At 66.3% G+C, this 484-nt stretch carries 1 protein-coding gene; it reads left to right on the top strand.

The window, feature by feature from the left end; translation table 11 throughout:
* Nucleotides 1-130: 130 nt before the first annotated feature.
* Nucleotides 131-484, top strand: a 354-nt coding sequence (locus G9E11_RS21150; RefSeq protein ID WP_246468929.1) for a DUF3618 domain-containing protein, incomplete at its 3' end; no start/stop codon positions are given.

The raw sequence follows: 484 nt of genomic DNA, 5'->3' as shown, positions 1-484 counted from the left end.
TCTGGGGCATCATCGCCGCGATCCTCGCCTCCATCGGACGCAAGGAACTCAAAACCATCAAAGGCATGCCCCAAACCATGGAGACAGCCAAGGAAATCCCGCCCACCCTCAAACCGAACGGAGACCACCGATGAGTGATAACCCGGACGCCATCCGCGCCGACATCGAAGCAACCCGCAACCGCCTCGGCACCAACGTGGACGCCGTCGCCGACAAAGTCACCCCCTCCAACATCGTCCACCGCCAGACGGACAAGGTGAAGGACGCCGTCTTCGGAGTAAAGGACAAAATCATGGGCACCGCAGAACACGCCACCCACAGCGCCTCCGGCAGCCTCCACCACGCCGCCCACACCACCGGCGGCGGGGTCCACCAGGCCACCGACGCCGCCGGCAACGCCCTCCACGGCGCCGGCGAAGCGATCGCCGACGCACCCCACCAGGTCGCCGCGAAAACCCAGGGCAACCCCCTCGCCGCCGGACTA

Source organism: Arthrobacter ipis, assembly GCF_014694315.1.
Taxonomy (GTDB): Bacteria; Actinomycetota; Actinomycetes; order Actinomycetales; family Micrococcaceae; genus Arthrobacter; species Arthrobacter ipis.
This window is presented reverse-complemented; position numbering and strand designations above follow the sequence as displayed.